The sequence below is a fragment of the Rugamonas sp. GW822-FHT03B10 genome, assembly GCF_058801745.1.
On the sequence record NZ_JBXANP010000011.1, the window covers coordinates 99,783 to 124,876 of the forward strand.

25 protein-coding genes are annotated in these 25,094 nt (G+C 65.4%); 7 read left to right on the top strand and 18 right to left on the bottom strand.

Annotated features, from left to right (window positions below; all coding sequences use genetic code 11):
- Nucleotides 1–14 precede the first annotated feature (14 nt).
- On the top strand, nucleotides 15–524 hold the full coding sequence (locus AC1RQG_RS18150) for a hypothetical protein (RefSeq protein ID WP_493133394.1): 510 nt from the start codon (nucleotides 15–17) through the stop codon (nucleotides 522–524).
- A 52-nt stretch (nucleotides 525–576) separates the two neighbouring features.
- On the opposite strand, the gene fusA is transcribed toward AC1RQG_RS18150, so the two are convergent.
- The 3 genes from fusA to AC1RQG_RS18165 form a co-directional block, all read right to left on the bottom strand.
- Nucleotides 577–2,688 carry an elongation factor G gene (gene fusA, locus AC1RQG_RS18155; RefSeq protein ID WP_493133395.1) on the bottom strand — a complete coding sequence of 704 codons (2,112 nt, stop codon included), beginning with the start codon at nucleotides 2,686–2,688 and terminating at the stop codon, nucleotides 577–579.
- Nucleotides 2,689–2,809: 121 nt separating this feature from the next.
- Nucleotides 2,810–3,010: a hypothetical protein gene (locus AC1RQG_RS18160; protein WP_493133396.1), complete on the bottom strand. Its 201-nt coding sequence runs from the start codon at nucleotides 3,008–3,010 to the stop codon at nucleotides 2,810–2,812.
- A gap of 176 nt (nucleotides 3,011–3,186) precedes the next feature.
- The gene (locus tag AC1RQG_RS18165) at nucleotides 3,187–4,110 is read right to left on the bottom strand and encodes a class I SAM-dependent methyltransferase (protein ID WP_493133397.1); all 924 of its coding nucleotides are present in this window, start codon (nucleotides 4,108–4,110) and stop codon (nucleotides 3,187–3,189) included.
- A gap of 196 nt (nucleotides 4,111–4,306) precedes the next feature.
- Between AC1RQG_RS18165 and AC1RQG_RS18170 the strand changes: the two genes are divergently transcribed.
- A complete protein-coding gene (locus AC1RQG_RS18170) occupies nucleotides 4,307–5,005 on the top strand; it encodes a PEP-CTERM sorting domain-containing protein (RefSeq protein WP_493133398.1) in 699 nt (232 codons plus the stop codon).
- Nucleotide 5,006: 1 nt separating this feature from the next.
- Here AC1RQG_RS18170 and AC1RQG_RS18175 read toward each other — a convergent pair whose 3' ends face one another.
- The 7 genes from AC1RQG_RS18175 to mltG all read right to left on the bottom strand — a co-directional run bounded on the left by AC1RQG_RS18175 (nucleotide 5,007) and on the right by mltG (nucleotide 10,167).
- Entirely contained in the window at nucleotides 5,007–5,675 is a 669-nt protein-coding gene (locus AC1RQG_RS18175) for an ankyrin repeat domain-containing protein (RefSeq protein ID WP_493133399.1), read from the bottom strand.
- Between the two features lie 7 nt (nucleotides 5,676–5,682).
- On the bottom strand, nucleotides 5,683–6,462 hold the full coding sequence (locus tag AC1RQG_RS18180) for a TatD family hydrolase (protein ID WP_493133400.1): 780 nt from the start codon (nucleotides 6,460–6,462) through the stop codon (nucleotides 5,683–5,685).
- Nucleotides 6,463–6,525: 63 nt separating this feature from the next.
- Nucleotides 6,526–7,044: a GNAT family N-acetyltransferase gene (locus AC1RQG_RS18185; RefSeq protein ID WP_493133401.1), complete on the bottom strand. Its 519-nt coding sequence runs from the start codon at nucleotides 7,042–7,044 to the stop codon at nucleotides 6,526–6,528.
- Between the two features lie 29 nt (nucleotides 7,045–7,073).
- Entirely contained in the window at nucleotides 7,074–7,451 is a 378-nt protein-coding gene (locus AC1RQG_RS18190; RefSeq protein WP_493133402.1) for a PilZ domain-containing protein, read from the bottom strand.
- Nucleotides 7,452–7,461: 10 nt separating this feature from the next.
- Nucleotides 7,462–8,499: a DNA polymerase III subunit delta' gene (locus AC1RQG_RS18195; protein WP_493133403.1), complete on the bottom strand. Its 1,038-nt coding sequence runs from the start codon at nucleotides 8,497–8,499 to the stop codon at nucleotides 7,462–7,464.
- Nucleotides 8,500–8,546: 47 nt separating this feature from the next.
- Nucleotides 8,547–9,164: a dTMP kinase gene (gene tmk / locus AC1RQG_RS18200; RefSeq protein ID WP_493133404.1), complete on the bottom strand. Its 618-nt coding sequence runs from the start codon at nucleotides 9,162–9,164 to the stop codon at nucleotides 8,547–8,549.
- Nucleotides 9,165–9,177: 13 nt separating this feature from the next.
- Entirely contained in the window at nucleotides 9,178–10,167 is a 990-nt protein-coding gene (mltG, locus tag AC1RQG_RS18205) for an endolytic transglycosylase MltG (protein WP_493133465.1), read from the bottom strand.
- Nucleotides 10,168–10,327: 160 nt separating this feature from the next.
- Between mltG and ygfZ the strand changes: the two genes are divergently transcribed.
- The 3 genes from ygfZ to AC1RQG_RS18220 are packed head-to-tail and all read left to right on the top strand — an operon-like array spanning nucleotide 10,328 to nucleotide 12,423.
- Nucleotides 10,328–11,389 (top strand): CAF17-like 4Fe-4S cluster assembly/insertion protein YgfZ, encoded by a 1,062-nt coding sequence (gene ygfZ, locus AC1RQG_RS18210; RefSeq protein ID WP_493133405.1) that lies wholly within the window; start codon nucleotides 10,328–10,330, stop codon nucleotides 11,387–11,389.
- Between the two features lie 9 nt (nucleotides 11,390–11,398).
- On the top strand, nucleotides 11,399–11,689 hold the full coding sequence (locus AC1RQG_RS18215; RefSeq protein WP_493133406.1) for a DUF4936 family protein: 291 nt from the start codon (nucleotides 11,399–11,401) through the stop codon (nucleotides 11,687–11,689).
- Complete coding sequence (locus AC1RQG_RS18220) at nucleotides 11,680–12,423, top strand: NRDE family protein (RefSeq protein ID WP_493133407.1); 744 nt, start codon at nucleotides 11,680–11,682, stop codon at nucleotides 12,421–12,423. The genes AC1RQG_RS18215 and AC1RQG_RS18220 overlap by 10 nt, the downstream gene beginning before the upstream one ends.
- A gap of 6 nt (nucleotides 12,424–12,429) precedes the next feature.
- Here AC1RQG_RS18220 and AC1RQG_RS18225 read toward each other — a convergent pair whose 3' ends face one another.
- From AC1RQG_RS18225 to AC1RQG_RS18255, 7 genes are all read right to left on the bottom strand, one after another.
- Complete coding sequence (locus AC1RQG_RS18225) at nucleotides 12,430–12,909, bottom strand: SRPBCC family protein (RefSeq protein WP_493133408.1); 480 nt, start codon at nucleotides 12,907–12,909, stop codon at nucleotides 12,430–12,432.
- Between the two features lie 21 nt (nucleotides 12,910–12,930).
- Nucleotides 12,931–13,368: a GNAT family N-acetyltransferase gene (locus AC1RQG_RS18230; protein WP_493133409.1), complete on the bottom strand. Its 438-nt coding sequence runs from the start codon at nucleotides 13,366–13,368 to the stop codon at nucleotides 12,931–12,933.
- A gap of 44 nt (nucleotides 13,369–13,412) precedes the next feature.
- The gene (locus AC1RQG_RS18235; RefSeq protein ID WP_493133410.1) at nucleotides 13,413–14,330 is read right to left on the bottom strand and encodes an SDR family oxidoreductase; all 918 of its coding nucleotides are present in this window, start codon (nucleotides 14,328–14,330) and stop codon (nucleotides 13,413–13,415) included.
- The gene (locus AC1RQG_RS18240) at nucleotides 14,330–15,331 is read right to left on the bottom strand and encodes an NADP-dependent oxidoreductase (protein ID WP_493133466.1); all 1,002 of its coding nucleotides are present in this window, start codon (nucleotides 15,329–15,331) and stop codon (nucleotides 14,330–14,332) included. The genes AC1RQG_RS18235 and AC1RQG_RS18240 overlap by 1 nt, the downstream gene beginning before the upstream one ends.
- 3 nt (nucleotides 15,332–15,334) lie before the next feature.
- Nucleotides 15,335–16,117 (bottom strand): SDR family oxidoreductase, encoded by a 783-nt coding sequence (locus tag AC1RQG_RS18245; RefSeq protein ID WP_493133411.1) that lies wholly within the window; start codon nucleotides 16,115–16,117, stop codon nucleotides 15,335–15,337.
- 78 nt (nucleotides 16,118–16,195) lie between these two features.
- Complete coding sequence (locus AC1RQG_RS18250; RefSeq protein WP_493133412.1) at nucleotides 16,196–18,112, bottom strand: acyl-CoA dehydrogenase; 1,917 nt, start codon at nucleotides 18,110–18,112, stop codon at nucleotides 16,196–16,198.
- Between the two features lie 93 nt (nucleotides 18,113–18,205).
- A complete protein-coding gene (locus AC1RQG_RS18255; RefSeq protein ID WP_493133413.1) occupies nucleotides 18,206–19,384 on the bottom strand; it encodes an acetyl-CoA C-acyltransferase in 1,179 nt (392 codons plus the stop codon).
- 254 nt (nucleotides 19,385–19,638) lie between these two features.
- On the opposite strand from AC1RQG_RS18255, the gene AC1RQG_RS18260 reads away from it, so the two are divergent.
- Both AC1RQG_RS18260 and AC1RQG_RS18265 read left to right on the top strand, forming a co-directional pair.
- Complete coding sequence (locus tag AC1RQG_RS18260) at nucleotides 19,639–20,034, top strand: VOC family protein (RefSeq protein WP_493133414.1); 396 nt, start codon at nucleotides 19,639–19,641, stop codon at nucleotides 20,032–20,034.
- A gap of 171 nt (nucleotides 20,035–20,205) precedes the next feature.
- Nucleotides 20,206–21,909, top strand: a complete 1,704-nt coding sequence (locus tag AC1RQG_RS18265; RefSeq protein ID WP_493133415.1) for an MFS transporter — start codon at nucleotides 20,206–20,208, stop codon at nucleotides 21,907–21,909.
- A 69-nt stretch (nucleotides 21,910–21,978) separates the two neighbouring features.
- Here the strand turns inward: AC1RQG_RS18265 and AC1RQG_RS18270 are convergent, their stop codons facing one another.
- Nucleotides 21,979–24,948: an EAL domain-containing protein gene (locus tag AC1RQG_RS18270; protein WP_493133416.1), complete on the bottom strand. Its 2,970-nt coding sequence runs from the start codon at nucleotides 24,946–24,948 to the stop codon at nucleotides 21,979–21,981.
- Nucleotides 24,949–25,094 lie beyond the last annotated feature (146 nt).

The following is a 25,094-nucleotide window of genomic DNA, read 5'->3' on the forward strand; positions in this document are numbered from 1 at the left end:
ACGAAAGTTTGACTATGATGCCTACCCCCGGCCTTCGCGCCAGCCGCCTTGCCTGTGCCGCCCTGCTGCTGGCAGGCGCCCTGCCCGTCCACGCGGACGACCTGTTCACGACCATCGAAAACAAGCCGCTCAAGGAAGTATGGCTCAATCCCGGTTTCTACTCCTACCACTTCCAGCGCGACAAGCACCTGAACGACAGCAATCCCGGCCTGGGCGCGGAGTACCGTTTCTCCACCGTCGCCTCGGTGACGGCGGGCCGCTTCTACAACAGCGACCGCTTCTACTCGAATTACGCGGGCGTGTACTACCAACCGTTCGCGCTCGGCCCGGTGCGGCTGGGCGTGGTGGCCGGCGGCTTCAATGGCTACCCCAAGATGCGTGACGGCGGCTGGTTCCTGGCCGCCATCCCCACCCTGAGCGCCGAATACAAAAGCGTGGGCGTGAACGTGGCGATCGTGCCGACCTACAAGGACCGGCTGTACGGCGCGATCTCGGTCCAGCTCAAATTGAAGGTGTTCGAGTAACGACGGGCCGCCGGCACGGCGCGCAACGCCCCGTGCCGGCCATGCCCGGCGCTCAGTGCCGGGTGCGCGACGACACCGCCACCTGGTCCAGGATGTGCGGCGGCACGGCCGCGTAGTGCTGGAACTCCATCGTGTACGTGGCCCGGCCCTGCGTGAGCGAGCGCAGCGTGGTCGAGTAGCCGAACATCTCGGCCAGCGGCACCAGCGCGCGGATGATCTTGCCGCCCCCGCCGGGGATCTCGTCCATGCCCTGCACCATGCCGCGCCGCGCCGTCAGGTCGCCCATGGCGTTGCCCATGAACTCCTCCGGCGTTTCCACCTCCACGTGCATCATCGGCTCCAGCAAGACGGGGTCGGCCCGCTTCATACCGTCCTTGAAGGCGATCGAACCGGCCATGCGGAACGCGTTCTCGTTCGAGTCCACGTCGTGGTAGGAACCGAAGGTCAGCGTCACCTTCACGTCCACCACCGGGTAGCCGGCCAGCACGCCGTTCTGCAGCGTCTCCTGCACGCCCTTGTCGACGGCCGGGATGAACTCGCGCGGCACCACGCCGCCCTTGATCGCGTCCACGAACTCATAACCCTTGCCCGGCGCGAGCGGCTCCAGCGACAGCACCACGTGGCCGTACTGGCCGCGGCCGCCCGATTGCTTGATGAATTTGCCCTCGATCTCCTTCACCGCCTTGCGTATCGTCTCGCGGTAGGCCACCTGGGGTTTGCCCACGGTCGCCTCCACGCCGAACTCGCGGCGCATGCGGTCGACCAGGATTTCCAGGTGCAGCTCGCCCATGCCGGACATGATGGTCTGGCCCGATTCCTCGTCCGTGCGCACGCGGAACGATGGATCCTCCTGCGCCAGCCGGCTCAGGGCGATGCCCATCTTCTCCTGGTCGGCCTTGGTCTTCGGCTCCACCGCCTGCGAAATCACGGGCTCGGGGAAGGACATCTTCTCCAGCACGATGACGTGCTCGGGCGAGCACAGCGTGTCGCCGGTGGTCACGGCCTTGAGGCCGACGGCGGCCGCGATGTCGCCCGCGTAGACCTCCTTGATCTCCTTGCGCTCGTTGGCGTGCATCTGCAGGATGCGCCCCAGCCGCTCGCGCTGGCCCTTGGTGGGGTTGTACACGGTGTCGCCCGAATTGACCACGCCGGAATAGACGCGGAAGAACGTCAACTGGCCGACGAACGGGTCGGTCATGATCTTGAACGCGAGCGCCGAGAACGGATCGGCGTCGTCGGGGTGGCGCTCGATCACGTTGTCATGCTCGTCGTGGCCGGAAATGGCGGGCACGTCAAGCGGCGACGGCAGGTACTCGACCACCGCGTCCAGCATCGCTTGCACGCCCCGGTTCTTGAACGCGCTGCCGGCCAGCATGGGCACGATCTCGTTGCGGATGGTGCGCTGGCGCAGGCCGAGTTTGATCTCGTCCTCGGTCAGCGTCTCGCCGTTCAGGTATTTCTCGATCAGCTCGGGCGTGGCCTCGGCGGCCGCCTCCACCATCTTGTCGTGCCATTCGGCGGCCAGGGCTTGCAGATGGGCCGGAATGTCCTCGTAGGTGAATTTGACGCCCAGGCTGGCATCGTCCCAGTTAATCGCGCGCATCTTGACCAGGTCCACCACGCCGTGGAAATTGTCCTCGGCGCCCAGCGGGATCTGGATCGGCACGGCCACGCCCTTCAGCCGGTCGGCGATCTGCTGGCGCACGCGGAAGAAGTCGGCCCCCACACGGTCCATCTTGTTGATGAAGGCGATGCGCGGCACGGCATATTTGTTCGCCTGTCGCCACACGGTTTCCGACTGCGGCTGCACGCCGCCCACGGCGTCGTACACCATCACCGCGCCGTCGAGCACGCGCATGGAGCGCTCGACCTCGATGGTGAAATCGACGTGGCCGGGGGTGTCGATGATGTTGATGCGGTGCTCGGCGAAATTGCCGGCCATGCCCTTCCAGAAGGCGGTGGTGGCGGCCGAGGTGATGGTGATGCCGCGCTCCTGCTCCTGCTCCATCCAGTCCATGGTCGCGGCGCCGTTGTGCACCTCGCCGATCTTGTGGTTGACGCCGGTGTAGAACAGGATGCGCTCGGTGGTCGTGGTTTTGCCCGCGTCGATGTGGGCGCTGATGCCGATATTGCGGTAACGCTCGATGGGTGTCTTGCGGGTCATCACATTCTCCTTGAACGACGACTGCCGACGACGGCGAGGTCGTGCTTAAATTCTAACAGCAATGGAGAACTGAAGTATGGTGCGGCGGCGCTATTTCAAGCCCCGTCGCGCAGGCGGCCGCTCACCGCCCCGCCGCCCCGCGCAGCATGCGGGCCGGCAGCATGACGATGGCCCGCAACAATTCGAACACGGCCTCCACCCCGATGCCCACCAGCCGGAACGGCAGCAACAGCAGCCACACGATGGGATACAGGAACAGCGCCAGCAACGCCAGCGGCCAGCACAGGATCAGCAACAGCAACCACAGCATGAAACCCAGCATGATGAGACTCCCCGGACCAAACGAATTGATGGCGCCACTGTAGGCGCACGGCGGCGCGCACGCAACGGCCATGCGACCGGCTGCGGCCGGCGGCGACGAGCGGTTGGAACGGGAGGATGAACAGGACGGTGGCGGGCCCGGCGCCGGCGTCGGCGCGCGGCCCGCCTTGGTACGGATCAGGCGTAGGCTGGAATGAACTGAGCGGGCTGGAGCGCCGCCTCGTACATGACTTCCGCTTGCAGCGAGGCCTGCAGCGAGGGAATGGAACCGCCGGCGCGGTACTGGAAACTGACTTGCAGCACATCGCCCTCGCCCGCGCGCACGGGGACGGCCAGCGGCAGCGTCATGTAGTGATTGAGCCAGTCGATGGTCGTGGAACGCTCGGGGACGACGGCCAGGATGTTCTTGGTGACGAAGCGCATGGCATTGATCTGCCCGGCGCGTTCGACGACGAATTTGCCCTGCCACTGATAGATCAGCTCATTGGGCTGGCTGAAGTCGATGATGCTGTAGACGGCCGGCTGCGCCATTTCCACCGTGCCGGAATAGATGGCCGTGGTTTCCTGGAACTGGACGATGGGTGCGTAAAACCCTTCAAAATCATACTCTTGCTGCAGGGGCTGCACGGCCATGATCACCGCTTCGGGCAGGAACACGGGCAGCGGGCCGCCGAAGCGCTCTGCGTAGCGGCGCTTGAACGACTCGATCACTTCCACCTGTTTCTCACGCAGCATGCCGACGTGGATCATCTCGCAGATCACCACATCGACCGGCTCCGGCGGCAGGTATTCGAACGCATCGGCGTGAATCACCTCGACCTTGTGGCCGTTGGCGTTCAGCGCCAGCATCTTGCGCGCTTCCTTGACCATGTCCGGATTGAATTCGACGCAATACACCTTGTCGGCCTTGGCTGCCGCGAACCAGGACAGCACGCCGGTGCCGCCGCCCAGTTCCAGCACCTTGGCGCCGGGCTTGACCGCATAGTCGATGGCCGATTTGAACCCATGCATGCGGTTTTGATCCATCAGCATATTGTGATGGTAATGGACTGGGATGAATTGCCCCAGATAGCAGCTTTCGATCTCGCGTTCGTTCAGCATGTTTGTCCTTGGTTGTTGCGCATTGTGTCTGGAGGCAATGCACTGGCGCAATTATGGTCAAGATCGGAACGCGGCCATGGCTGGAACTGATGCGTAAACACCTGCCAATTCATAAAGTTGCCAAATTGGCTAGTAAATTTAGCTAATACAAATTAGAATTGTGTTTCTTTGCCAATATTATTTAGGAATAACAGTAATGTTCAAACAACTTCCAAAAATGCTGTTTGCCTGTGCAGCCGCCCTGTCGGCCCTGAGCGCGCACGCTGAAATCATCGACTTCAACGGCCTGGCCGGCACCAACATGCCCGGCGCGGATTTCGTCGTGCCGAGCCTGTACACGTATTTTTCCAGCCCTTCCACCGTTAGCAACTACCGCATCGCCGACGAGCGTTACGGCCACTGGTACTCGGGCTATTGGAATACCGTCATGTTTTGTGGCGGTTACGCCAACAACTGCGCCTACAACGGCACGGATGGCCTGATTACCGGCTCCCATCTGTCCATCCAGCGTACCGACGGCCAGGCCTTCAATTTGAACGGACTCGATCTCGATAACGCCCACGATGACGGCATCACGTCGCCCGCCCAGACCTCGTTCCGCATCAAGGCAACGCTGGCCAGCGGCGGCTCGCTCATCCAGACAGTCACGCTCGACAACCTGCCCAACCATGACACGTATGGCACCAGCGCGGCATACAACCACTTTGATTTTTCGGCGTTCAACAACATCACCGGCTTCGAAATCGATCAGCAAGGCGGCAACGGTTGGTCCGGCATTGCCCTCGACAACCTGAACGTCAGCCAAACCGCGCCGGTGCCGGAACCTTCCACGTGGAGCATGCTGGTACTGGGCCTGGCAGGGATGGTCGCCTACGCCAAGCGTCGGGCCGCCTGACTCAGCGCTTGCCGGCCTGGAAGGTCTTGATGGCGGCGGCGATCCAGGGCTTGTCGGCCTTGGTGGCGAACTCGGCCGCCGTCTGGTGATAGGCGCCATCCTTCAGCGTGGCGTCGGCGCCCCGCTCCAGCAATAGTTTGACGGCCGCCTCCTGGCCTTCGCGGGCGGCCAGCATCAACGGCGTCAGGCCGCTCGGCGATGGCGCGTCGACCACCGCATGGCGGTCGAGCAGCAGGTTGATGATGTCGGTGCTGTTGGACGCGGCGGCGTAATGCAGCGCCGTCCAGCCCGGCTGATTGACGGCCGCGCCCTTGCCCAGCAAGGCCAGCACGGCCGGCTTGTTCTGGCGGAAGGCGGCCATCATCAGCGCCGTATTGCCGTTCGGTGCGCGCGCCTCGAGCTGGATGCCGGGCTGGGCCAATAGCAGGTCCAGCGTATTCATCGCATCGTAGCGCATGGCGACGATCAGCCCGGTTTCGCCGCGTTCCGGCTCGCGCACGTTGGGGTCCAGCCCCTGCGACAGCGCGCGTTTGATGGGACCAACGTTGTCGAGTTGAATGGCGCGGAAGAAATCGACCGCGCGTTCATCCGTTGCGGCGAAGGCGGCCGGTATGACCAGCGACACGGCGGCGGCCATCAGCAGGCGCCGTTTGGAGTAACGAATTCCCATAAAGAACTCAGCGTACGATGTTGAAAAGATTGAAGAAATTGTCCGTTGTCTGCTGCGCCACCTGCTCGACGGGCACGCCTTTGAGCTTGGCGATGAACTCGCCCACGTGGGCCACGAAACCGGGCTCGTTCATCTTGCCACGGTGCGGCACCGGCGCCAGATAGGGCGAATCGGTCTCGATCAGAATACGCTCCAGCGGCACTTCCAGCGCCACCGCCTGCAACTCCTTGGCGCTCTTGAAGGTCACGATGCCGGAGAAGGAGATGTAGAAACCCATCGCGATGGCGGCCCGCGCGACCTCCAGCGACTCCGTGAAACAGTGCATGACACCGGCGACGCCGCCCGCGTCCGTCCCCGCGCCCTCCTCGCGCATCAGGCGGATGGTGTCCTCGCTGGCCGAGCGCGTGTGGATAATCAAGGGCTTACGCGTGATTCTTGACGCTTTGATGTGGGTGCGGAAGCGCTCGCGCTGCCATTCCAGATCACCCGTCAGGCGGAAATAATCGAGGCCGGTCTCACCGATAGCGATGATCTTCGGATGGTCGGCCAGCCGGACCAGGTCGTCCACGGTCGGTTCCGGCGTGTCCTCGTAATCGGGATGCACGCCGACCGACGCGTAAATATGCGGATATTGTTCGGCCAGGGCCAGCACTTGCGGAAAGTCCGGCAAGTCGACCGACACGCACAGCGCGTGGCTGACTTTGTTTTCCTCCATCCGGGCGAGGATCTCGGGCATGCGAGCGGCCAGCTCGGGGAAATTGATGTGGCAATGAGAATCGATATACATGGCGTGATTGTAACCTGTCACGCCCGCGCGGGTCAGCACACGCCGCTCAGCCGACCAGCGCGCTCAGTCCACCCGCTTGCCGAGGATGATCAGATCGCGCTCGACGCCGTCCAGATTGGCCACGCGCGGCAGGTTGGCCCAGGTGTCGAAGCCGTATTTGCGGAACAAGCCCAGGCTGGGCGCGTTGTGACCGAAGATGAAACCGAGCAGCGTATGCACCTTGATCCGCGGCGCGTAGGCGATCGCCTGTTCCAGGCAGTAGCGACCCACGCCCTTGCCGCGCCACGCCGCGTCGATGTAGATCGACACTTCCGCCGTGCCGGCATACGCGGGACGGCCGTAGAAGTTCGAATACGAGATCCAGCCGAGCACGGCCGGACTGGCGCTGTCGTCGCCGGCCGCTTCGATCACCCACAACGGCCGCCGCTCCGGCGCATGCTCATTGAACCAGTGCAGGCGCGATTCGACCGAGACGGGCTCGGTGTCGGCCGTCACTTCGCGCGAGGCGACGGTGCTGTTGTAGATGGCCACGATGGTGGGCAGGTCGGCCAGCGTGGCCAGGCGGTGACGGAAAGCGGACATGAAGACGGCGGAGAATGAAAGCGTATCGGTTAAAGCGTGTGGGTGGCGCGCGACGAACGCAGGGCGGCGCCGAGGATTTCCTCGATGCGCAGGCGGGCCCGGTGGCCGCTCTCGTCATCGGGGAAATGCACGCCGATGCCCTGCGCCTTGTTGTTGTGGGCGCCAGGCGGCGTGATCCAGGCCACCTTGCCGGCGATCGGGTACTTGTTGGGGTCGTCCATCAGGGCCAGGATCAGGTAGATCTCGTCGCCGAGCTTGTACGGCTTCTGGGTCGGCACGAACATGCCGCCATTTTTCAGGAACGGCATGTAGGCGGCGTACAAGGCCGCCTTTTCCTTGATCGCGAGCGACAATACCGTGGGCCGTGCGACTTGCGCGGCGCTCGGGTCGACAGGGTTAGCGCTCATGCGTTTCCTTTCAGGCACAGCATGCTGCGTAATCGAGCAGCATATCTTCGATGAACAGCTTGGGCGACAGCGGGTGGTCGGCCGTCGCCTTGCGCTCGTTGGCCGCCTTCAACGCGGCCAGCAGTCGGCTGACGTGGATCTTGTCGGCCAGGCCCGCCAGCTCCTTGCGGTAGCGCGGATAGTAACGGATATTCCCCGCCAGTTTGTAGGAAAACATGTCATAAAGCCAGCGCTGCATCCAAGAAACCTGGGCCGACAGCGCAACTTTCTGCAATTTCTCGGCCGTTTTCAGCGCACCTTCCACGCTGGGGCGTGCCAGCAACTGCAACAGGGTGTCCATGTCGTCGCGGTTGCCCGTCTCGGCCTGGGCCAGCGCGGCCAGCGGCGAGCCGCCCTGCTCGCGCAGCCAGCTGTCGGCGTCGTCCACGCCCTGCGCCTGCAGCCAGGCCAGCGCCTGCGCGTGGGACGGCATCGGCAGCGCGAACTTGCGGCAGCGCGACAGGATGGTCGGCAGCAGCCGGTCCAGGCTGTTCGAAGCCAGCAGGAACACGGTGCCCGGCGGCGGTTCCTCCAACGTTTTCAGCAATGCGTTCGAGGCCGGCATGTTGAGCGCCTCGGCCGGGTACAGCACCACCACCCGCAGGCCCTGGCGGTGGGTGGAGATGTTCATGAAGTCGGCCAGATTGCGGATCTGCTCGATCTTGATTTCCCTGGACGGCGCCTTGGACGACTTGCTGCCCTTCTTGGCCTCGGCGTCGCCGCCCTCCTCGCCTTCGGCCGCCGGTTCATCCTCCAGCGCCTCGGGACGCACGCGGCGGTAGTCGGGGTGGTTTTGCTGCGAGAACCAGCCGCAGGACACGCACTGGCCGCAGGCGTGGCCGTCCGGCAGCACGGCCTCGCACAGCAAGCCCTGGGCGAAGCGCTCGATGAAGTCGGACTTGCCGATGCCGGCCGCGCCGTGGAACAGGATCGCGTGCGGCAGGCGCGCGCGCAGCAGCTGAAGCTGGCGCCAGGCGTCTTCCTGCCATGGATAGATGGATGAACTCATTGGTGGTATTTTGTTTTAAAACAACTGCTTATGCAATGCTTTTAAAGTTACAACAGTGCATCGAGCAGGGTCGCCAGTTGCACCTGGATGTCGGCGATGGTCTGGGTCGAGTCGATCACGCGGAAGCGTTCGGGGAACTGGGCGGCCCGGCGCAGGTATTCATTGCGCGCGGCGCTGAAGAAGTCGGCCTTCTCCTGTTCGAACTTGTCGAGCGCGCGGGTGGCGTCGAGCCGGGCGCGCGCCACCTCCAGCGGCACGTCGAACAGCAGCGTCAGGTCCGGCTGCAGATGCGGGTGCACCCATTGTTCGAGCGCGTCGAGCTTGTCGCGCGCGAGGCCGCGGCCGCCGCCCTGGTAGGCGAAGCTGGCGTCCGTGAAGCGGTCGGAGATGACCCAGGCGCCGCGCGCCAGGGCCGGCGCGATCACCTGCGCGATGTGTTCGCGGCGGCTGGCGAACATCAGCAGGGCTTCGGTTTCCAGATGCATCTTCTCATGCAGCACCAGTTCGCGCAGCTGCTCGCCCAGCGGCGTGCCGCCCGGTTCGCGCGTGCTGACCAGCTCCAGGCCCCGCCCGCGCAGGTAGTCGCCCGTGAAACCGATGTGGGTGGATTTGCCGGCGCCGTCGATGCCTTCGAAACTGATGAATTTGCCGCGTTGTTGAGTCATGTAGCGCTACTGCCTATCGTTGATATTGGTTGACCGCACGGTTGTGGTCGGTCAGGTTGTCCGAAAACTGGCTGGTGCCGTTGCCGCGCGAAACGAAATACAGGGCCGGGCTCTTGGCCGGCGCCAGCGCCGCCGTCAGCGACTGCACACCGGGCAGGGCGATCGGCGTGGGCGGCAGGCCGGCGCGCAGATAGGTGTTGTAGGGGGTGTCGGTCTCCAGGTCCTTCTTGCGGATCTTGCCGTCGTACTTGTCGCCCATGCCATAGATCACGGTGGGGTCGGTCTGCAGCAGCATGCCCAGCTTGAGGCGGTTGACGAACACGGCTGCGATCATGTTGCGCTCGGATTTCTGCCCCGTCTCCTTCTCCACGATGGACGCCATGGTCAGCGCCTCATACGGCGTCTTGTACGGCAAGGCGGGATCGCGCTTGCTCCACGCGTCGCCCAGACGCGCCAGCATGGCCGTGTGGGCCTGCTTGAACACCAGCATATCGCTGGAGCCCCTGGGGAACAGATAGGTGTCGGGGAAGAACAAGCCTTCGGGCCGCTTGAAGTCGGCGTCGATCTGGGCCATCAGCGCCTGGTCGGACAGGTCGGCCGTGTCGTGCTTCAAGCCTTTGCTGGCGGCCATGGCCTGACGCATCTGGCGGAAGGTCCAGCCTTCGATGATGGTCAGCGCCTCCTGCGCGAATTCGCCCTTGACCAGCTGTTCCATCAGACGCAGCGGCGTGGTGCCCGGTTTCAGTTCATACGGGCCCGCCTTCAGCCGCGCGCTCGACGAGGTGGCGCGCGCCAGCAAATTGAACAGCAATGGTTCCATCGGCACGCCGGCGTCGACCATCTGCAGGCCGGCCGCGTGGGCGCCGCTGCCGGGCGCGATGGTGAATTCGACCGGCGCCGCGTCATCGGGCGTGATGGGGTTCTGGGCCCACCACGCGAAATAGCCGCCGCCCGCGAGCGCGGCAATAAAACCGAGGCTAATGATTTTTTTAATGAGGGACATCATGTACAAGTCTTAGGTTATATCTGCATAGTGGACCAGAATCGCCCGGCTTGCCAGCCTCATGGCAGGCCGAAATTGCGCCACCTCCGGCGCGAAATTCGCGGGATCACTATAATGAGCCCGTAATGATAATGCTTTCATCGTCAAACTTCTGGAAATTATGAATACCTGGAATCAACTCTTAACCCAGCAAGGAGCGCGCGCCACGGAACAGGCCCCGCAACAATTCCGAGATTTCGGCCGCACCCTCACGGCCGGCGAGCTGGCGGACGGCTTCGCCGCGCCGCTGACGGACCTCGGTTTGATCGCCCTGAACGGCGAAGATTCCGCCTCTTTCCTGCATAACCAGTTGACCAACGACGTGGAACACCTGGGTGCGGACACGGCCCGTCTGGCCGGCTATTGCACGCCCAAGGGCCGCCTGCTGGCCAGCTTCCTGGTCTGGCGCAATGCCGACACCATCTTCCTGCAATTGCCGCGCGCCATGCAACCGGCCCTGCAAAAGCGGCTGCAGATGTTCGTGCTGCGGGCCAAGACCAAGCTGAGCGACGCGACCGAACTGCCGGCCAACGCCGTGGTGCTGGGCGTGGGCGGCAAGCAGGCCGACGCCGTGCTGTCCACCTGGTTCGACGCCCTGCCGGCGCAACCGTATGGCAAGCTTGACAACGCCATGGGCACCCTGATCCGCGTGGGCGACGCGTTCGGCGAGCCGCGCTATCAATGGCTGACCAGCGCCGAGACGGCCGCCGCCGTGTGGCCCGTGCTGTCGGCCAGGCTGGCCGTGGGCGGCAACGACGCCTGGCAGCTGTCGTCCATCCACGCCGGCGTGCCGCTGGTGACGGCCGCCACCCAGGAGCAATTCGTGCCGCAGATGATCAATTTTGAATTGCTCGGTGGCGTCAACTTCAAGAAGGGTTGCTATCCGGGCCAGGAAATCGTGGCCCGCAGCCAGTACCTGGGCAAACTCAAACGCCGCACCACGCTGGTCGCCATCCCCGACATGCAGGCCGCCGCCGGTATGGAGGTGTTCGCCACGGCCGATCCCGAGCAACCGTGCGGCATGATCGTCAACGCCGCCCCCAACGGCCTGGGCGGCGTGGACGCGCTGGTGGAGATGAAGCTGGACGCCATCGAGCGGGCCTCGGTGCGGGTCGGCTCGGCCGAAGGGATCGCGCTGCAATTCCTGCCCATGCCCTACGCTCTGGACGCGCTCGACCTCTAAGATTCCCCTATGCGCGATTTGTACATTTACTACCAGGTGCGGGAAGCGGACGCGCCGGCCCTGCTGCCCCGGGTCGCCGCCATGCAGGCGGCGCTGGGCCGGCAGCACGGCGTGACCGGCCAGATCAAGCGCCGGCCGGAAACACAGCAAGGCATGCAGACGTGGATGGAGGTCTATCCGTCCACGGGCGAAGGGTTTGGCGCCGCCCTGGAAGCGGCCGTGGAACAGGCGGGCATGTCGGCGCTGATCGCCGGCGCCCGCCACGTCGAAGTATTTATGGAGATGGTTCCATGTGCCTGATCGTCTTCGCCTGGAAGGTGGTGCCGGCCGTGCCGCTGATCGCGGCCGCCAACCGCGATGAATTCTATGCGCGGGCCTCGGCGCCGGCCGGCGCGTGGCCCGAACATCCGCAAGTCTACGCCGGCCGCGACCTGAAGGCCGGCGGCAGTTGGATGGGCATCGCCCAGTCCTGCGAGCCGGGTCAGGCGCCGCGTTTCGCCGCCATCACCAACATCCGCTGCCCGGCCGAGCACCGCGACGATGCGCCGTCGCGCGGCCATCTGGTGTCCGATTACCTGGCCGGCAGCATGTCGCCGCAAGCGTATGTGGACGCCATCCGCGGCGATTGCCACGCCTACAACGGTTTCAATCTGGTGCTGGGCGACCGCGACACCCTGATCTGGTTCTCGAACAAGGGCCAGGACGACCCGCGCAACGGCCAGCCGCTGGCGCCGGGCATCTACGGCCTGTCGAACGCGCTGCTGGACGCGCCGTGGCCCAAGGTGCTGAAAACGAAAGCGCAGTTCGCCAGCCTGCTGTGCCTGGGCGCGCCCGACGAAGCGTTCTTTGAAATGCTGGCCGATACGACGCCGGCCCCGGACATGCGCCTGCCCGAGACGGGCGTGCCGCTCGATCTGGAACGGGTGCTGTCGGCCGTGCGCATCGAATCGCCGAGCTATGGCACGCGCACGTCCACCGTCGTCAAGCTGTATGCCGACGCGCCGGCCGTGCTGCACGAGATGCTGATCCAGTAGACGCCGTCACAGCGACTTCATGTAGGCCACCATCTGGTCCAGCGCCAGCCCCCAGCCGCGCTCGAAGCCCATGTCGACGTGGCGCAGCATCTCTTCGCTGTTCTTGTGGCGGGCGCGGGCATGGTAGCGGGTGCCGCCACCGTCCGGTTCCAGCGTGATGTAGGCGGTGATGAACGGGTTGGCCGACGGCCCGTAACCGGGCCCGAGCGCGTCGGTCCACACCAGGCGCCGGTTTTCCACAATCTCCAGGAAGCAGCCCACATGGGGGTGCTCGTGCCCTTCGGGTGAGCACATCACCGTGCGGAAGACACCGCCGGGCCGCAGGTCGATGTCGCACGACAGCGTCTTCCATGGCGCCGGCGTGAACCAGTGCACCACGTGGGTTGGCTGGGTCCAGGCCGCCCAGATCTGCGCGGGGGTAAGCTCCACCGTCCGTTCGAACACGAGGTCGATGTCCGAATCGTAGTCGTCCGCAATGTGCGTCATGATGCGCTCCCTTCGGAAAGGTCAGGCAAAGGTCAACTGCATGTCGATGTGGGCGATGCCCGCTTCGTAAAACTCGTCGCCGGCGATGGTGAAGCCGTGGCGTTGATAAAACGGCGCCGCGTGGGTCTGGGCGCTCAGGACGACGCGCCGGTCGCCGCGCGCGCGGGACTGCGCCATCAGCGCCTGCAGCAAGGCGCCGCCGACGCCGCTGCCGCGTGCACTCTTGCGCACCGCCATGCGGCCGATATGACCGTCCGGCAGCAGACGGCCGGTGCCGATCGGCGTGCCGGCCCCATCGTAAGCGACCGCGTGCAGGCAGACGGCGTCCATGTCGTCGAGCTCGATCTCGGCGGGCACGTTCTGTTCCGCCACGAAGACTTCAAAGCGGATCGTCTTGGCGTCGGTGCCCAGCGCGTCCCAGTCGCCGAGGCGGATAACGTGGCCAGTGTCGTTATTCATGTTGCATATCATAGTTGAACCAGCCACGATTGTCGCATGCTGCTTTAGTGCGAGCCAGCACCTGCAGCCATTTTCGCGCGCAGCAGGTCACGCACCTGCGGCGTGGCCTTGTACGGATCGCCAGGATTGCGCGTCTCCAGCACATCCTCCATACGCTCGCGCACGCCCGCCAGCGCGGCCGGATGCGAATAGATGTAGAACTGGCCGGCCGCGATGGCCTTGAACGTCACCTCGGCCACCTCGACCGCCGACACCTTGCCGGACGTGACGGCCTTGTCCGTCATGGCCTGCGACACCAGCTGGCTGGCCGTCGGCCCCTGCGTCATGCGCACGTCGGCCGGGCGGTTGCGGTGCGACTGGCTGATGCCGGTCGGCACGAAGTACGGGCACAGCACGGATGCGCCGATCGGCGCCTGCACCAGTTGCAAGTCCTGGTACAGGGTTTCGGACAGCGACACCACCGCGTGCTTGGACACGTTGTAGACGCCCATGGCCGGCGCGTTGAGCAGGCCCGCCATCGACGCCGTGTTGACGATATGGCCCTCGAACGCCGGATCGCGGGCGGCCGCGTCGAGCATCAGCTTGGTGAAGATGCGCACGCCATGGATCACGCCCCACACGTTCACGCCCAGCACCCACTCCCAGTCCGCCTCGGTGTTCTCCCAGATCAGGCCGCCGGAGCCCACGCCCGCGTTGTTGAACAGCAGGTTGACCGTGCCGTAGGCCGCAATGGCCGCGTCGGCCAGCGCCTGCACCTGCTCGCCCTTGCGCACGTCGCACACCTGGGCCACCACCTGCGCGCCCTGGGCCACCAGTTCGTCGCGCGCGCGGTCGAGCGCGTCGCGCTGCACGTCGGCCAGCACCAGCTTCATGCCCAGCCGGGCCGCCACATTGGCGAATTCGCGACCCAGTCCGCTGGCGCCGCCCGTGATCACCGCTACTTTTCCTTGGAAGTTCTTCATCAGATTAATTTCACCAGTTGTTTGCCGAAATTGTGGCCTTGCAGCAGGCCCTTGAATGCTTGCGGTGCGCTGGCCAGGCCTTGCGCCACCGTTTCCCGGTACTTCAGTTTGCCCTGGGCCACCAGTTGCCCCAGTTCCGCCAGGCCTTGCGGCCAGAATTCCATGTGCTCGGTGACGATGAAGCCGCACAGCGTGATGCGGTTGAGCAGCAGCAGGCGCGCGTTGCGGATCGGCAGCTCCTGGCCGTTGTAACCGGCGATCAGGCCGCACAGGGCCACGCGGGCGAAGGCGTTGGTGCGCGCCAGGGCCGCGTCGAACACGGCGCCGCCCACGTTCTCGAAGATGGCGTCGATGCCGTTGGGCGCGGCGGCGGCCAGGTCGGCCTCCAGGTTGCCGGCCTTGTAGTCCACGCAGGCGTCGAAGCCCAGTTCCTGCACCACGTAATCGCACTTCTCCTTGCCGCCGGCCACGCCGACGGCGCGGCAGCCGCGCAGCTTGGCCAGTTGGCCCACCGCGCTGCCGACGGCGCCGCTGGCGGCCGACACATAGACGGTTTCGCCGGCCTTGGCTTGCAGGATCTGGTGCATGCCATACCATGCGGTCATGCCGGGCATGCCGACCGCGCCAAGGTAGGCGGACAATGGAATCGCGGTGGTATCGACCTTGCGCAACTGGCCGCCGTCCGCCACGCCCATCTCGGCCCAGCCCAGCATGCCGGCCACGAAATCGCCGGCCACGAAGCGCGGATGGCGCGACGCCACCACCTGGCCGGCGGTGCCGCCTATCATGGTCTCATCGAGCGCCTGCGAGGCGGCGTAGCTCTTGGCCGCGCTCATACGTCCGCGCATGTACGGGTCCAGCGACAGGTAGTGGTTGCGCACCAGCACCTCGCCGTCAAGCAGTGCCGGCACGGCCACCGTTTCCATGCGGAAGTCCGACTCCTGGACTTCACCGCGCGGACGGGAGGCCAGCACCAGCCGTTGGTATTGCGTGTTCGTCATCATTCAGACCGCCGACACGCCACCGTCCACCGCCAGCGTCTGGCCGGTGATGTGCTTGCCCGCGTCGGACGCGAACAGGACGGTCGTGCCCTTCAAATCCTCGTCGTCGCCGATGCGCTGCAGCGGCGCGCCCCGGGACAGCTTGTCCGCGCCCAGGTGGTCGAGGATGCCCTTGGTCATCTTGGACGGGAAGAAACCCGGCGCGATCGCGTTGACGGTGATGCCGTGCACGCCCCACTCGCCCGCCAGCGTGCGCGTGAAGTTGATCACGGCCGCCTTCGAGGTGTTGTAGGCGATGGTCTGCATGGTGCCGGGCGGATTGCCGCTCAGGCCGGCGATCGAGGCGATGTTGATGATACGGCCATACTTGCGCGGGATCATGGAACGCTTGCCGACCAGTTGCGACACCAGGAAGATGCTGCGGATGTTGAGGTTCATCACCTTGTCCCACGCCTCGACCGGGTGGTCTTCGGCCGGCGCGCCCCAGGTGGCGCCGGCGTTGTTGACCAGGATGTCGATATGACCGAGCTGGGCCAGCGCGGCCGTCACCAGCGCCTCGGCCGCCGCGTCCTGCGACAGGTCGGCCGGGATCGCGTGCGCGCTCACGCCGTGCTGGGCCAGGAAGGCCAGCGCTTCGTCGAGGTCAGCCTGCTTGCGCGAGGAAATCACCACCTTCGCGCCCTGCTCGCCCAGCGCCAGCGCCATTTGCAGGCCCAAACCGCGCGAGCCGCCCGTGACCAGGGCCGTCTTGCCGGCCAGCGAGAACAATTCTTGAGTTGTACGCATGTGTCTGTCTTCCTATTGGTGTTGGTTAATGCGGTGTCAGATTTCGTAGTTCATGATATGTTTTTCATATCGAATGAGTTAGAACCACCCGTCTTGCATATCAAGCGTGGTGGTGTCTAGACTTGCAAGCAAGGCAAGCTGGGCTTCCACCTTGGGCAGTTCCCAGTGGAAGAAGTAGCGGCACGCTTGCAGCTTGCCCCGGTAGAAATCGGCATCGCCGGCGACGGCTTCGGGCAGCTGGCTGGCCGCGAGCATGGCTTGCTCCAGCCAGATCCACGCCACGACCACATGGCCGACCGCTTCCAGGTAGACGCTGGCGTTGGCCAGCGTCTTGTTCATGTCGCCCGCAGCATACAGGGTCTGGGTCACTTGTTCCACCCGCTGCCACGCGGCCTCAAGCGCGGCGGCGTGGGCCGTCAGATCCGCCATCAGTTGGCCGGCCTGCGCCACCGTGAGGTTGGCGCTGTCCTCGCGCGGCACGGCGACGCTGCCGCGCACCTTGCGCACGGTCTTGCGCAGCTCGCCCCCGAACGACTTGAACAGCGCGCCATCCTGCAATGTCACCTTGCGACCCAGCAAGTCCAGGCCGTGGATGCCGTGCGTCCCTTCGTGGATCGCGTTCAGGCGGTTGTCGCGGTAGAACTGTTCGACGTTGTATTCGCGCGTGTAGCCGTACCCGCCGTGCACCTGGATGGCCAGGCTGTTCGCCTCCACGCACCATTGCGACGGCCAGCTCTTGGTGATCGGGGTGAGGAAGTCCAGCAGCCGGCCCGCGTGCTCGCGCGCCTCTGGCGTCTCGGCCGTGCGCTGCTCGTCCACCAGCCGCGCGCTGTACAGCACGAGGCCGAGGCCGCCTTCCACATAAGCTTTCTGGGCCAGCAGCATGCGCCGCACGTCGGTATGCTCGATGATGGGCAACTGCGGCTGGGACGGGTCTTTTTGCGCCGGATGGCGGCCCTGCGGCCGGTTGCGCGCGTAGTCGAGCGCGTGCAGGTAGCCGGTGTAGCCGAGCACGGCCGCGCCCAGACCGACGGCGATGCGCGCCTCGTTCATCATGTGGAACATGCACGCCAAGCCCTGGCCCGGCTGGCCCACCAGATAGCCGATGGCGCCGCCCTTGCATTGCGGCTGGAACTTGCCTTCGCCAAAATTGAGCAGGCAGTTGCTGGTGCCCCGGTTGCCCATCTTGTGGTTGAGGCCGGCCAGCACCACGTCGTTGCGCTCGCCCAGGCTGCCGTCGTCGTTGACGAGGAATTTGGGGACGACGAACAGGGAGATGCCTTTGACGCCGGGCACCAGCTTGCCATCGGCACCGGGGATCTTGGCCAGCACGAGGTGGACGATGTTGCCGGCCAGATCGTGCTCGCCGGCCGAAATCCACATCTTGTTGCCGCGCAGACGGAACTGGCGCTCGCCATCGTCGCCGGCCACCGGGTCCGGTTCGGCCCGCGTGGTGATGTCGGACAGGCTGGAACCGGCTTGCGGCTCGGACAGGCACATGGTGCCGAAGAACTTGCCGGCGAACATGGGCTCGACGAAACGGCGGACCTGCGACGGCGTGCCGTGCTTGAGCAGGGTGTTGGCGTTGCTGATGGTCAGGAAGATATACGCGGCCGTACTGACATTGGCGCCCGTGAAATAGGCCGACAACACCTTCTCCACCACGGTCGGCAACTGCATGCCGTCGCGCTCGAAGTCCTGGCCGGCCGCCATCAGGCCGGCGGCGGAGAACGCGTCGAGCGCGGTCTTGACCTCGGGGATGATCTGCACCCGCAAGCAACCGTCGCCGGGGATGGCGTGCGGCTCCTGCTGGTCGCTTTTCTTGTTGTGCGGCGCGAACAACTCGGTCGCGATCTGTTCGGCCGTGTCGATGGCCGCGTCGAAGGTTTCGCGGTTATGGTCCTGGAAACGGGCGCGTTGGCCCAGCGCCTGCGCATCGAGCCATTCGTACAGCATGAACTCGATATCGCGGCGCGACAAAATCGTGGATTGCATGGCGCAGTCCTTTATCGGTGAGCGGATAGGTTGAAGCCGGTGGCCAGACCGGATACGAAACGGGCGCCCCGCAGGACGCCCGTGGCACGCGGGTCAGACCACTTCGAACAGGCCGGCGGCACCCTGGCCGCCGCCGATGCACATGGTCACGACCACGTATTTGACGCCGCGGCGTTTGCCTTCGATCAGCGCGTGGCCGGTCAGGCGCGCGCCCGACACGCCATAAGGATGGCCCACGGCGATGGCGCCGCCGTTCACATTCAGGCGGTCCATGGGGATGCCCAGCTTGTCTGCGCAGTACAGCACCTGCACGGCGAACGCCTCATTCAGTTCCCACAGGCCGATGTCGGCCACCGACAGGCCGGCCTGCTTGAGCAGCTTGGGGATGGCAAACACGGGGCCGATGCCCATCTCGTCCGGCTCGCAACCGGCCACGGCGAATCCACGGAAGATGCCGAGCGGCTGCAAGCCCTTGGCGGCGGCCGTCTTGGCGTTCATCACGACGGCCATCGAGGCGCCGTCCGAGAACTGACTGGCATTGCCGGCGCTGATCACGCCGCCGGGCACAGCGCTGCGGATCTTGGACACGGCTTCATAGGTGGTGTCGGCGCGGATGCCCTCGTCGGCCGAGATCGTCACTTCGCGGCTCAGCAGCATACCGCTGGCCTTGTCGGCCACGCCCATCACGGTGGTCATGGGCACGATCTCGGCGTTGAACAGGCCGGCGGCCTGGGCCGCAGCGGCGCGCTGCTGGCTCTGGACGCCGTATTCGTCCTGGCGCTCGCGGCTGATGTTGTAGCGCTTGGCCACGGTTTCGGCCGTCTGCAGCATGGGCCAGTAGATTGCCGGCTTGTGCTCGGACAGCCAGACTTCCTTGTACATATGCAGGTTCATCTCCTGCTGCACGCAGGAAATCGACTCGACGCCGCCGGCGGCGTAGATGTCGCCCTCGCCGGCGATGATGCGCTGGGCCGCCAGGGCGATGGTCTGCAGGCCCGACGAGCAGAACCGGTTGACGGTCATGCCGCCCGTCGTCACCGGGCAGCCGGCGCGGATGGCGATCTGGCGCGCGATGTTGCCGCCGGTGGCGCCTTCAGGATTGGCGCAGCCCACCAGCACGTCCTCCACTTCGCCCGCTTCGATATTGGCGCGGGCGATGGCCGCCTGCAGCGCGTGGCCACCGAGGGTGGCGCCGTGCGTCATGTTGAACGCGCCTTTCCACGATTTGGCCAGGGCGGTACGGGCGGTCGATACGATGACGGCATCTATCATGTGAGTCTCCTGATGGGTAATGGTTTTGATCCGCGCGCGCACCCCATGGCGGCCGCGGTGATTGCAGCGATGAGAGTAAGAATAGCATATTTTAGTACGACCGTTCGCAAATTTTTCAGGCGCGCAACGCATATATAAATTGACAACATTATCGGCGCCATGTAATGTCAACCAGCCATGCGCCCGGCTCGCACGCCAGCCGTCGCGCCAGCACGATCCACCGCAACCCCCACCCTTATGCCAGGAGCAGCCCCATGGAGCTCTCCAACTACCTGTTTTTCACCACCACGTGCGAAGCGGCGCTGAACTTCTACACCGAATGCGGGCTGGGCCGCGTGACCGATATCCTGCGCTATGGCATCGATGGCATGCCGGTCCATAACGAAGCGATGCGCGGCCGCATCATGCATGCGAAATTCGAGGGGCCGGGCGTGCTGTTCTTCGCGTCCGATAACGATGACGCGGAACCGATGCGCGGTTCCGCGCACATCCTGCAGATGGACGACCGGGAGCAAACGGACCGGCTCTTCGCGCGCCTGGCGAGGAACGGCAACGTCACGACGCCGCTCGCCATCCAGCCCTGGGGCGACTACTTCGGCAAGTTGACGGACCAGTTCGGCGTGCAGTGGATGCTGAATTGTCCGCTCTGAGTCGCGCGCCATTTTGCGGTTTTCCGGTAGGCCGTTTTTATGACATTCGCGTCAGATTGGTGTAAGTTTGGTGCAAGTTTGACGTAAGGTTAAGCGCTCAGACTCGGAACAAGCTGACAATGTTGTATTTGGTCAGCTGTTTCACACCACAATAAAACCAGGAGACAAATCATGGCAGTTTCATCCGGCACCAGTGCCGATCTGCGCAATCCGCCCCCCAAGGCCGGCGCGATCACCCCGGAGGAGCGCAAAGTCATCTTCGCATCCTCGCTGGGCACCATTTTCGAATGGTACGACTTCTACCTGTACGGCTCGCTCGCTTCCATCATCGCCAAGCAATTCTTCATCGGCGACCCGACCACCACCTTCATCTTCGCCCTGCTGGCCTTCGCGGCCGGCTTCATCGTCCGGCCGTTCGGCGCGCTCGTGTTCGGCCGCCTCGGCGACATGATAGGCCGCAAGTACACGTTCCTGATCACCATCCTGATCATGGGCGGCTCCACCTTCATCGTCGGTCTGCTACCCGGGCACGCGGCGATCGGCATCGCCGCGCCCATCATCCTCGTCACGCTGCGCATCCTGCAAGGGCTGGCGCTGGGCGGCGAATACGGCGGCGCCGCCACCTACGTGGCCGAGCACGCGCCGCACGGCAAGCGCGGCATGTTCACCTCGTGGATACAGACCACCGCCACGCTGGGCTTCTTCCTGTCGCTGCTGGTGATCCTGGGCACGCGCAAGGCGATCGGCGAGGAAGCCTTCAACGCCTGGGGTTGGCGCGTGCCCTTCCTGGTGTCGGTGCTGCTGCTGGGCATCTCCGTCTGGATCCGCCTGTCGATGAATGAATCGCCCGCCTTCGCCAAGATGAAGGCCGAGGGCAAGACCTCCAAAGCCCCGCTGAGCGAAGCGTTCGGCCAGTGGCGCAACCTGAAGATCGTGGTGCTGGCCCTGCTCGGCCTGACCATGGGCCAGGCCGTGGTGTGGTACACGGGCCAGTTCTACGCGCTGTTCTTCATGCAGCAGACGCTGAAGATCGACATCGTCAACGCCACGCTGATGATCGCCGTGGCGCTGGCGCTGGCCACCCCGTTCTTCATCTTCTTCGGCAGCCTGGCCGACAGGGTCGGCCGCAAATACATCATCCTCGGCGGCTGCCTGCTGGCCGCCGCCACCTACATGCCCCTGTTCGGCGCGCTCACCCACTACGGCAACCCTGCGCTGGAGACGGCGCTGAAGAACTCGCCCGTGACGGTGGTGGCCGATCCCGCCTCCTGCCACTTCCAGTTCAACCTGACGGGGCAGAAGAAATTCCCGTCCTCGTGCGACATCGCCACCGGCCTGCTGTCGAACAGCTCGGTCGCCTACTCCAAGGTCGACGCGCCGGCCGGTTCCCTGGCCGTGATCAGGATCGGCGACAAGGAAATCCCGTCGTTCAACGCCGTGATGACGGCCGACGGCCTGAACTTCGACGCCGACAGCAAGAAGGCCGAAGCCGCGCTGAAGAAGGACACGGCCGCCGCCGTGAAGGCCGCCGGCTATCCGGCCAAGGCCGATGAAGACCAGATCAACCGTCCGATGATGGTGCTGATCCTGTTCATCCTGGTCTTGTATGTGACGATGGTGTACGGCCCGATCGCGGCCATGCTGGTCGAGATGTTCCCGACCCGCATACGCTACACGTCCATGTCGCTGCCCTACCACATCGGCAACGGCTGGTTTGGCGGCCTGCTGCCGACCACCGCCTTCGCGCTGGTGGCGTTCAAGGGCGACATCTACTACGGCCTGTGGTATCCGATCGTGATCGCCCTGGCCACCGTGGTGATCGGCGCGCTGTTCGTCAAGGAGACGCGCGACAACGACATCTACGCCGCCGACTGAGTGGCGTTGAAGTGATCCCCGAAGCCGCCAGCGATGGCGGCTTTTTAATTGGCGCTCATTGGCGCTGCTTCAGGTGCTGGCCACGGCATCGGTGCCGTGCTCCATCTGCTGCTGGCGGAAGGCCTCGGCGATGCAGCGGCGCAGCGGCTCGTCTTCCCACGGCTTGGTGAAGAAGCGGTAGATGGCGCCGCGGTTGATGGCGTCGATCACCGATTCGAGGTCGGCGTAGCCCGACAGGATCAGCCGTATCGTCTCCGGGTACAGGTCCTTGACCTTGGCTAGGAACTCGGTGCCGCTCATTTCCGGCATGCGCTGGTCGGACAGCACCACCTGCACCTCGTTGACGGCCAGCAGCTGCAAGGCCTCGGCCGCCGACGTGGCCAGCAACAGCTTGTAGCCTTCGGGACGCAGGGCGCGCGCCAGCGCGCGCACGATGTTGGGCTCGTCGTCGAGGATCAGCAGCGTGCGCTGGGTCCGGTCGGCCGGCAGCAGCAGGCGCTTGCCATCCGTCAGCAGCTGGGCGAAGGCCTCGCCCGACAGGGCCTTGCTGAAATGGTTGCCCTGCATCTGGTCGCACAGGCGCCGCCGCAGATAGTGCATCTGCCCCTCCGTGTCCACCCCTTCCGCGATCACGGAGATGTGCATGCTGTGGGCCAGACTGATGACGGCGTTGCAGATGGCCGCGTCGTCGGGCGAGGTGGTGACGTCGCGGACGAAGGAGCGGTCGATCTTCAGATGGCTCAACGGGAAGCGCTTGAGATAGGACAGCGACGAATAGCCGGTGCCGAAATCATCGAGCGTCACGCCCACGCCCATCTGCTCCAGTTGCTTGAGGATGGCGGCGGCGGCCTGCACGTCGTGCATGACGGCGCTTTCCGTCAACTCCAGCTCCAGCATGCGCGCCGTCAGGCCGTTCGCGTCGAGCGCCTTGCGCACCACCTCGACCAGCCCCGGCTGGTGGAATTGCTGGGCCGACAGGTTGATGGCCACGGTCGGCACATTCAGCCCGGCCTTGCGCCAGCGCGCCAGTTGCGCGCACACGTGGCCGATCGCCCATTCGCCCAGCGGCAGCACCAGCCCGGTTTCCTCGGCCAGGCGGATGAATTCGTTGGGCGCCACCATGCCGCGCGTCGGATGGCGCCAGCGCAGCAGCGCCTCCGCGCCCGTGATGACGCCGTTGACCAGGCTCGCCTGCGGCTGGTAGTGCATCAGCAGCTCGCCCTTCTCCAGCGCCTGGCGCAGGTCGGCCTCCATCGCGAAGCGGTCGGCCATGCGCGCGTTCATGGCGGGCGCGTAGAAACGGAAGGTGTTGCCGCCCGTGCTCTTGGCCTCCTGCATGGCCAGGTCGGCCAGCCGCAGCAGACTAGCCACGTCGGCGCCGTCGTCCGGGTACACGCTGATGCCGACGGAGGCCAGCGCCCGCAGCTGCGCCGGCACGCCCGGCAAGGCCTCCGCCAGTCCGGCCACCACGGCGCCCGCCGCCACGGCGGCATCGGCGCCCGCGTCCAGGTTCTGGAGCACGATGACGAATTCGTCGTTACCGGGCCGGGCCACCAGATTGCCTTCGCCCGCCAGCGTCTCCAGCCGGCGCGCCACCGCCACCAGCACGGTGTCGCCGACCTTGTGGCCGAGGTTGTCGTTCACTTCCTTGAAGCGGTCCAGATCCACGAACAGGGTCGCCAGCCGTTTGCCGCCCGCGTCGGCGGCGGCCGCCATCCGCGCCAGTTGATCCTCCAGCGTGGCCCGGTTCGGCAGCCCCGTCAGCGCATCGTAGTTGGCGCCCCGCTCCAGCAGCTGCTCGGCGCGCTGGCGCGCGGCCAGGGCGCGGTAGCGCTCCATGCCGGCCGCCAGCGTGTGACTCAGTTCCTGCAGCAGCGCCACCTCGTCGTCGTTGCAGGGACCGGCATCGCTGGCGTACACGGCCAGCACGCCCAGCACCTCGCCGCCGGCCAACAGGGGGACGGCGATGCAACTGACCAGATTGCGCATCAGCAGCGCGCCGCGCCACGTCGCGAACGGGGGCGCATCGGCCATGTCGCGCACCACCTGCGGCTTTTTCAGCAGGATGGCGCCACCGCACGCGGCGTGGCGGCGCAAGTCCTGGCCCCAGCTGAGGTGGAGCCCCTCGAAGAATGCACGGTCGATGCCGGCGTGCGCGGCCAGTTCGATGCTGTGATCGGCGTCGTGGCGGGCTTGGCCTATCCACGCCGACCGGTAGCCGCCCGCCTCCACCAGTCCGTCGCAGAAGGCGGCCAGCATCGCCGCCTCGTCGGTGCCGGCGGCCAGCGCGGTGCTGCAGGCCGCGTGCAGCACGGCGGCCCGCTCCAGCACCGCGATCCGCGATTCGTGCTCGTGCCGCAGTTGTGCATTGTGGCGCGCGTCGAGCATCAGATCGTTGACGGCGACCACGAGCACATCGAATTCGTTCTTGCTGTCCGGGACCAGGCGCGAGGGCATCTTGCCATCGGCGATGTCACGCGCGAACGCGATGCAGTCGCTGAGCGTGCGGTACATGCCGCGCGCGATGGCGTAGGCCAGCGCCATGCCCAGCGCGAGCGCCAGCGCCGGGGCCAGCAGCAGCACCATGCGCGACAGCGCGCGCCACTGGCGCAAGCGCGCCTCGGTGCCGGCGCTGGCGTCGGTGGCGTGCTGGGTCAGCGTGGCCAGCCGCGCGGCCAGCTTGTCGGGCGGACTGTCGTAACTGAGCACGCCAATGTCGAGCGCCTCCTGCCTGAGCGCATCGGGCGCCAGCGCCGCCGCGCTGCGCATATTGTTGCGTACTTCCTCCCGCGCGGCTTGCTGGGCGGCCGGCGCGGCGCCAGCGCCGGCCAGCGCGGCGCTGCTGCGCAAGGCCAGCTCGACGATACGGGCATCCTGGTCCAGATAGGCGCCCATGGTGGACACGAGGCGCTCGTGGACCAGCAGCGAAGCCAATGCGGCCAGCACGGCCGGCACCACGAGTGCGGAAAAGCAGATCAGCAGCCGGGCACGCAGGCTGAGACGGTTGATGTCGTTGCGGGGATTAGCGGCTTCGGCCATGGTGCCAGACTCTCATGCGGAGGTTCTCTCCGGTTGGGTTGGAGCAATGAATCTGTGGCCAGTCTTACATGATTTTCAAGGTGGGACAATGGGTCGCGGGCGGACGCCGCTGATTCCGCTACCGTTGTCCAAACCCGGCAACACTA